This is a genomic window from Nitrosospira sp. Nsp11, from assembly GCF_900142705.1.
Taxonomy (GTDB): domain Bacteria; phylum Pseudomonadota; class Gammaproteobacteria; order Burkholderiales; family Nitrosomonadaceae; genus Nitrosospira.
Genome location: NZ_FRBV01000028.1, coordinates 1 through 6,711, shown reverse-complemented (window position 1 = coordinate 6,711; position 6,711 = coordinate 1). Strand labels below are relative to the sequence as shown.

General features: G+C 50.9%; 7 protein-coding genes and 2 pseudogenes. 5 read left to right on the top strand and 4 right to left on the bottom strand.

The window, feature by feature from the left end; all coding sequences use genetic code 11:
- Both BUA28_RS15225 and BUA28_RS15220 read left to right on the top strand, forming a co-directional pair.
- Nucleotides 1-531, top strand: a pseudogene (locus BUA28_RS15225) (hypothetical protein); the annotation flags it as partial.
- Between the two features lie 448 nt (nucleotides 532-979).
- A complete protein-coding gene (locus BUA28_RS15220) occupies nucleotides 980-1,636 on the top strand; it encodes a PAQR family membrane homeostasis protein TrhA (RefSeq protein ID WP_072768985.1) in 657 nt (218 codons plus the stop codon).
- A gap of 122 nt (nucleotides 1,637-1,758) precedes the next feature.
- On the opposite strand, the gene BUA28_RS15215 is transcribed toward BUA28_RS15220, so the two are convergent.
- Together BUA28_RS15215 and BUA28_RS15210 are read right to left on the bottom strand one after the other, a co-directional pair.
- The gene (locus BUA28_RS15215) at nucleotides 1,759-2,220 is read right to left on the bottom strand and encodes a glycine zipper 2TM domain-containing protein (protein WP_072768987.1); all 462 of its coding nucleotides are present in this window, start codon (nucleotides 2,218-2,220) and stop codon (nucleotides 1,759-1,761) included.
- 420 nt (nucleotides 2,221-2,640) lie between these two features.
- Entirely contained in the window at nucleotides 2,641-3,210 is a 570-nt protein-coding gene (locus BUA28_RS15210; RefSeq protein ID WP_072768984.1) for a hypothetical protein, read from the bottom strand.
- An 83-nt stretch (nucleotides 3,211-3,293) separates the two neighbouring features.
- Here BUA28_RS15210 and BUA28_RS15205 point away from each other — a divergent pair, with 83 nt between their 5' ends.
- Nucleotides 3,294-3,473, top strand: a complete 180-nt coding sequence (locus tag BUA28_RS15205) for a hypothetical protein (protein ID WP_072768983.1) — start codon at nucleotides 3,294-3,296, stop codon at nucleotides 3,471-3,473.
- On the opposite strand, the gene BUA28_RS15200 is transcribed toward BUA28_RS15205, so the two are convergent.
- Nucleotides 3,470-3,853 (bottom strand): VOC family protein, encoded by a 384-nt coding sequence (locus BUA28_RS15200; RefSeq protein ID WP_072768982.1) that lies wholly within the window; start codon nucleotides 3,851-3,853, stop codon nucleotides 3,470-3,472. The genes BUA28_RS15205 and BUA28_RS15200 overlap by 4 nt on opposite strands.
- 535 nt (nucleotides 3,854-4,388) lie before the next feature.
- Here BUA28_RS15200 and BUA28_RS15195 point away from each other — a divergent pair.
- Both BUA28_RS15195 and BUA28_RS15190 read left to right on the top strand, forming a co-directional pair.
- Nucleotides 4,389-5,399, top strand: a complete 1,011-nt coding sequence (locus BUA28_RS15195) for a PEP-CTERM sorting domain-containing protein (RefSeq protein ID WP_072768981.1) — start codon at nucleotides 4,389-4,391, stop codon at nucleotides 5,397-5,399.
- Nucleotides 5,400-5,451: 52 nt separating this feature from the next.
- Nucleotides 5,452-6,045: a hypothetical protein gene (locus tag BUA28_RS15190; protein ID WP_072768980.1), complete on the top strand. Its 594-nt coding sequence runs from the start codon at nucleotides 5,452-5,454 to the stop codon at nucleotides 6,043-6,045.
- A 231-nt stretch (nucleotides 6,046-6,276) separates the two neighbouring features.
- Here BUA28_RS15190 and BUA28_RS16030 read toward each other — a convergent pair.
- Nucleotides 6,277-6,711: pseudogene (locus tag BUA28_RS16030) on the bottom strand (hypothetical protein); the annotation flags it as partial.

Here is a 6,711-nt window from a genome sequence, read left to right as displayed (position 1 = left end):
GGTGCACTTGGAGTCATGGCAAAGATCGAGGATATTGAAGCAACGCTGCCTTTTTCCATCCTTGGCTTCGATTGCGATAATGGCTCTGAATTCCTTAATCACCATCTGCACCGGTATCTGACCAATCGGCCTTCTCCCGCTCAATTCACCCGCTCCCGCCCCTATCACAAAAACGATAGCGCCCACGTCGAGCAAAAAAACTGGACACATGTACGCCAGCTCTTCGGCTATGACCGCTTCCACAAACCGCAACTGGTCAATCTTATGAACGACCTCTATCTCAACGAGTGGCGTACTTTCCAAAACTTCTTTTGCCCCACTCTCAAACTCAAGGAAAAGCAGCGTATCAACTCAAAATACATCAAAAAATATCACCCTCCCAAAACACCTTGTCAGCGGCTACTGGAGTCCGATCATGTCTGCCCGGAAACAAAAAACCAGCTGATGGCTGTCCTCCTCAATACCAATCCGTTTATCCTGAAGAAAATCATTCAGGCAAAACTTAAAATCATCTTCGATGCACTAAAATGAATTCCTTTCCTTATGGCACAACGTTAACTGCAAAACTGTTTCGGTAACCTTTTTCTATGGCGCAACGCACCTCCCCGTGCAGATCAGGCTCTAACCCCTTCGTATAAAACTAAACTACCACCTACTGATAGTAGGTGGGTTAGCGCAGCTTTGATGCAGACGACTAAAGTCGTCTAACCGCATCAAGCCAAACGCGCATGAGTCAACACATTTAAAATCAAGGTCACCGTCTAAAGACGGTGGTTTTAACCAAGTCTATTGAAATAAATGGGAGACAGTGCGAGGTTTTGAGTGTCGGTTGACGCTATGGCGAATTCCCAATGTTGACAGAAAGGCTCCATCTTCCAAGTGCCATATTCTCAGAACGGTATTTTAGGCTATTACCCCTTTGTACAATTTATACCTTAGAATTTAGGACTGTCAAAGCGTGTAACAGAAAGGAACTGGCATGCGGATTTTGCTTGCTGGACCCATGCGTGAGCAGTCACGAGCGGAAGAAATTGCGAACAGCATCAGCCACGGTATAGCGCTGATTGCCGCATTCGTCGGCGGTCCTATTCTCATCATGCACGCAGCGAGGCACGGGAACACTGGATTCCTTATCGGCACATGCCTCTTCTCGGCGACCACGATACTCCTCTACCTTTCCTCCACTCTCTACCACGCCTTGCCAGCCGGTAAGACCAAGCGGATTTTTCGGACTTTCGAGCATTCCGCGATCTTTCTTCTTATCGCTGGTACGTACACGCCGTTTACGCTTGGGGTGCTGCATGGTGCCTGGGGCTGGATGCTTTTCGGAATCGTCTGGTTTATTACCATAGCTGGGGTGGCGCTGAAGGTATTCGGCAAGAGGCCGCATCCTGTCCTCTTAACCGGCCTTTATCTACTGATGGGCTGGCTTGTCCTGATTGCAATTGCACCGTTGTCTGCAAAGATGCCAGCAGGGGGACTCTCCTGGCTAGTGGCGGGGGGCTTGTCTTACACGGTCGGCATAGTCTTTTTCGCAACCGATTCGCGGCTGCTTTATGGCCACCTGATCTGGCATTTGTTTGTCATAGCCGGTACCACATGCCATTTCATTGCAGTGCTTTGGTATAAGTTCTGATATTGGGGTGAGTGCGACGTGTCTGGACGATGTGTCCGGACACCTTTATCGCATTTTATCGTTACAGGAGGGAGGGCGGCTAGCTGATCAGATGTAGTGGCAACTCCATCTGGCGCTTACCTCTACTCCTTGCAACTCTTCACATCCTCGGTAACCGTTTTCCCATCCTTAAGCACAACTGTTTGCCTGATGGTCTTGCATTCCCGGCCTTCCGCTGGTCCAACGATTTCAGCTTTACCTCTCACGCCACTATCCGGATTGGTGAAGGTCTGCGTCTGGTTGGTTTCGTACGCCTGCTGCGACGTCTCGGCCATTCGTCGTTGGTCGTCCTTGCCAAGGTAGCCCCCGACCGTGGAGCCCAGGTAATATCCGCCCACGCCCCCTGCGACAGCGCCCAAGATGCGGCCCGCTGTACCTCCGCCGAGATAGCTGCCAAGATAGCTTCCCCCGATAGAGCCGGCGACGCTGCCAAGGATGCTGCCAAAACGTCGTGTTTCAGCAGACTGGCACGCTGTCAGGAGCATGACCAGGGCTATTACGGTCAACCGCCTGAACCATGCTCCCGAAATCGGTGTTCCAACCATGATGTTTCCTCCAGAATTTATTCCAGCCGAATGATTCAGCGATGCCCGAGATTGCATTGATCGCTTCGGGCGGTGTCCGTATCCCTGATTTCTCCTCTACGCTGAGTCCTTAACGAAATATGAGCATCTTGGATGACAAAGTTGACATTGTTCCCTCCCGTTGGATAAATTTGCTAGAGAATCTCAGGGGTCAGACTCAGTTGGTCTTGAATTGCTCCGGCCATCCGCCATCACCCGTGGCCGCAGCCTTTATCCATCTTTCAATTTCTCTCGGTGCGCCGCCTTTTCGGTTATAGCGCTTAACTGACAAATGAGCAGCCAGCTGCATTGAGTCTGACCTCATAGATTCCTCTTTCCAGACGCTTGCGAAATATCCTTATAGATAGAAACCTGATCGAAAAATATTGGGTTGCGCAGTTGTCAATCACATGCCGCTACACGAGTTTTGAAGATGTACCTAATTCTGGCCCCATAAACCTGCCTGAAAAGATCGGGAGCAATAACGCTGTCGCTTTTTTCATAGTAGTTCTTTCCACATAGGCGACTGAAGCTGACCTGGCCGTTCGGGGTCAACTCCTGACCGTTCCTGTCGAGAAGAATCAGGTTGAGTACCACGTCTGGTGAAACCGCGTTGCGGACGCGGGACCGCACATCGAAAGACGTGTGCCAGATAAGTGTGTCACCGCGCTCTGATACACTCAGCGTAAGATTGTCGATATAGGTTGTCCCGGCTGGGCTTTGAAGCTCCAGGTTATTGAAAGCCCAAGTTTTGCTGTTCGTGCGTTCGTCGGCTGCGGCCCTGCCGTCCATGGTCATTGCCGCACTAGAGTCGGAAGCAGAGGACGTCCTTGAAACAATAATAACCTTATCTGTGGCGCGAGGTGTGGCTTGAGAACCCTGCTGGTCGGGTGAGCCTCCCGATCGAAACGATATGCACCCGGATAACGCGACAAGAACTATCAAAACCGTAATCGTATACAGATTTTTCATGGTTTTCCTCTCTTTCGATTGTGAAAAACACGTATGTGGCATTCATGTCTCGATGGGGCTCTGACTCGATTGAGGAAACATAAATGGGCAATAGCGACTACGCGGGCTGCCGTGCGGATTTTGGCGGCGGCACGGATACGAAGTGTCCTATGGAAGGAACGCCACGCTTTGCGCCGGAAATATCGGCTCGGCTTGTACAGCGCGCTATTGATGAAAGGAAAGTCGCGCGCATAATACGGCAGGCATGCTTCGGCGGCATCTAGCGCATGGAGTGCAGCCCGATCATGTTTTCCTCGGTGTCGAAAACCAGCGCGATGAAGCCATATTTGCCGATCGACATTTTTTCCTTGAAAATACGCCCGCCGTGCTCGGCGGCACGAGCAGCCTCTACCGCGCAATCTTCGCACTTGAAGTAAACCAACGTGCCGCCGCCACCCGATGCGCAGCCTTCCATTTTAGCGAGCGCGCCCGCCGCTCCGTAACCTTCCTCCGACATGGGAAAGCTCCACAATTCCACTTCCGGGCCAGGGGTGGGGCTGGGGATCTGCTCGAGCTTTCCTTGCAATACACTTTCGTAGAAAGCCTTGGCCCGCTTCATGTCCTGCACATAGATTTCAAACCAGCCAACGGGGTTGTTTTTCATGGCGTTGCTCCTTTAACGTAAGAGAATTCATGTGTTTGCAGCATAACGTATTTCGCGTCCTAATCGTCGTGTTGAGGCTTCGGTTCGGGCATTACTCATTTCCTGATTGTAAAAACTATGAAATCAGACCTGAACGATTTGAAATTGCTCCCTGTGAAAGAAGATCTCTGAAGGTAAAGGGCTGGGCCTGAGGTTGGAAAATCTTGGGGAAAGTGTATAAAAAAGAAAACCTTCAAACAATTATAGGATTTGAAAGAAAAATGGCAAATTCTTTAAAACACCCGAATGGGGTTCGGATCCGAACAGACTACGTTTCCTCATCTCCATCTACAGAACCAAAGAAGCCTACATGCTGCCAGGCTTCTGCCGACGTGTCGGTTCGCTTTACACTTGCGATCCCAAGCATTCGGAAGAAATATATAAGCTGTTGAGCAAAAAGGCTTTCCCGAAGTTAGCATAAACTTTGCTTCGAATTGACTTACCCCCTGCTATCCGGGGGACGTCTTTTAACCGTCCAACATGGGAGTTGAACATCATGAGACTCAATGTCATGCTTTCATCAGCAGCAACTGCCGCTTGCATATTATTATCGGGTGGTCCAGCTCACGCTACGCTGAAACTCACAGCTGAGGGTATTGCTGGCGGCTTCACTCTCACGACCTTCGTGAGCGGCTACAGTGCGCAATATGGGCCGCTGGCGCAGGGAATTCTTCCAAATGGCAACGTCATTACAGGCAGTGAGTTCGACCGAAAGATATACGTCTTCAAAGACCTGGATAACCAGACTCTGAGCAGCGCGGTAAGCGCAACCCCATACATATGTCAGACCGGTAACTGTAATTACGCAATGGCAACCGTCGGGGGACAGGTTTACGGCGCCCAGGCGTTTGGGGGATTTTACGAGCGCTTCGCGAGCGACGGGTCCCGCACCCAGATTCCTGGCAAAGTAGCCGCCGACCTCCGTGGTCACTTGGGAATGTGGGGCAATCCCGCCAACGGGCACGTCATCGCTTCCAGCAATGTAGGTCTTGTCGATATCGATCCGATTGCCGGCAGCTACCGGGTAGTCAAAGCCGGCCTTTTCCCGGATGGTGTATCCGTGTCACCGAATGGCGCGACCGCGTATGTCGAAAACGGAGTCATTCAGGCATACGATCTGGCAACCGGCACGCTTCTTCGTAGCTTCCCCAACTTTGGCCATGCCCCTGATGGCACCGGAGTCATCAGTGGAGGTCCGCTTAATGGCGATGTCATCGTTAATAATAATGACGGCACTGTGGGCCTGCTGGATCCAACCAAGCTGGACGGTGACCCGAATCAGTTCGTCCTCATCGCCACCGGAGGCACGCGTGGAGATTTTGTCTCACCCGATCTGAATAACGGCACGCTGTTTCTTTCGCAAAACGAGCTGGTAGCGCGCTTATCCTGTGGGCCAGATTGCTCGATTGGCGCCCCTGTTCCCGAGCCGGAAACCTATGCTCTGATGCTTGCCGGCCTGGTTTTACTGAGGTTAATGGTGAGGAGCAAGAGCTTGAGTACAGCATAAACAATCAACCGCATATGATTGCCAACCCATTGCTTAACCGAGGTGTACTGTAATGAGCGAAACTCCAAGAGATACCTCTTCTGCCGCAGAAGGACAGGCTGATCACTTACCTGAGGCGTACTTCCCCGGCATTGAGCAACTTGCGACAACAGTCATTGCGTCGTTTATAGCGAAGCATGGCCCCGCGGTTGGCGGAGCCATGTATAAGGCTTTGAAAGGCGACGATGTTATTTTTATTCAGATTGAAAAAAGCTGGAAGGATGCGGATTACTATTACATTGCGCTAAAGTTCAGAAACTTGATCGAGCATGGTGTTTATCTCGAAGACATCTATGTATTGGTACCCAATGACGCTCCGCTAGCTGTTTTCAAGAGCGGGAGAAACTCGATGGACTTCAGCAACGAAGACGCAACCTGGGTTGTTCCCAGCGAATTACTGCCCAGGCTGCTACCTGCCGAAGCGGACTCGGCAAAGCAGCTCCTGCTGCGCATTCCCGACTTTACACGAGAGGGGCACGGCGAAAAGGCCCTTGCTAAACTCAACTCCATCACTTTGGGATATCAGTTTTCGCGGCTCGATAAGCCGGGGCCTGACCTTAAAAAGGATATTGTTATCCGCCTTCGAAAAAGTACGAACTTATCCTGACGGGCTGATCTTCTCCTCGAACAGTCGTCCAGTCGACAATTGGGCTACCGCAAAGCGGTGATAGAGTTTGCTCCCCCGCGTTGCGCCATAGAAAAAGGTTACCGAAACAGTTTTGCAGTTAACGTTGTGCCATAAGGAAAGGAATTCATTTTAGTGCATCGAAGATGATTTTAAGTTTTGCCTGAATGATTTTTTTCAGGATAAACGGATTGGTATTGAGGAGGACAGCCATCAGCTGTTTTTTTGTTTCCGGGCAGACATGATCGGACTCCAGTAGCCGCTGACAAGGTGTTTTGGGAGGGTGATATTTTTTGAGTTGATACGCTGCTTTTCCTTGAGTTTGAGAGTGGGGCAAAAGAAATTCTGGAAAGTACGCCACTCGTTGCGATAGAGGTCGTTCATAAGATTGACCAGTTGCGGTTTGTCGAAGCGGTCATAGCCGAAGAGTTGGCGTACATGTGTCCAGTTTTTTTGCTCGACGTGAGCGCTATCGTTTTTGTGGTAGGGGCGGGAGCGGGTGAATTGAGCGGGAGAAGGCCGGTCGGTCAGATACCGGTGCAGATGGTGATTGAGGAATTCAGAGCCATTATCGCAATCGAAGCCAAGGATGGAAAAAGGCAGCGTTGCTTCAATATCCTCGATCTTTGCCATGACTCCAAGTGCACC

What these genes read in the sequence shown, in the direction of transcription:
- BUA28_RS15210 (WP_072768984.1), bottom strand. Translation starts at nt 3,210, where the DNA reads ATGAAAAATCTGTATACGATTACGGTTTTGATAGTTCTTGTCGCGTTA.
- BUA28_RS15190 (WP_072768980.1), top strand. Translation starts at nt 5,452, where the DNA reads ATGAGCGAAACTCCAAGAGATACCTCTTCTGCCGCAGAAGGACAGGCT.
- BUA28_RS15215 (WP_072768987.1), bottom strand. Translation starts at nt 2,220, where the DNA reads ATGGTTGGAACACCGATTTCGGGAGCATGGTTCAGGCGGTTGACCGTA.
- BUA28_RS15200 (WP_072768982.1), bottom strand. Translation starts at nt 3,853, where the DNA reads ATGAAAAACAACCCCGTTGGCTGGTTTGAAATCTATGTGCAGGACATG.
- BUA28_RS15195 (WP_072768981.1), top strand. Translation starts at nt 4,389, where the DNA reads ATGAGACTCAATGTCATGCTTTCATCAGCAGCAACTGCCGCTTGCATA.
- BUA28_RS15220 (WP_072768985.1), top strand. Translation starts at nt 980, where the DNA reads ATGCGGATTTTGCTTGCTGGACCCATGCGTGAGCAGTCACGAGCGGAA.
- BUA28_RS15205 (WP_072768983.1), top strand. Translation starts at nt 3,294, where the DNA reads ATGGGCAATAGCGACTACGCGGGCTGCCGTGCGGATTTTGGCGGCGGC.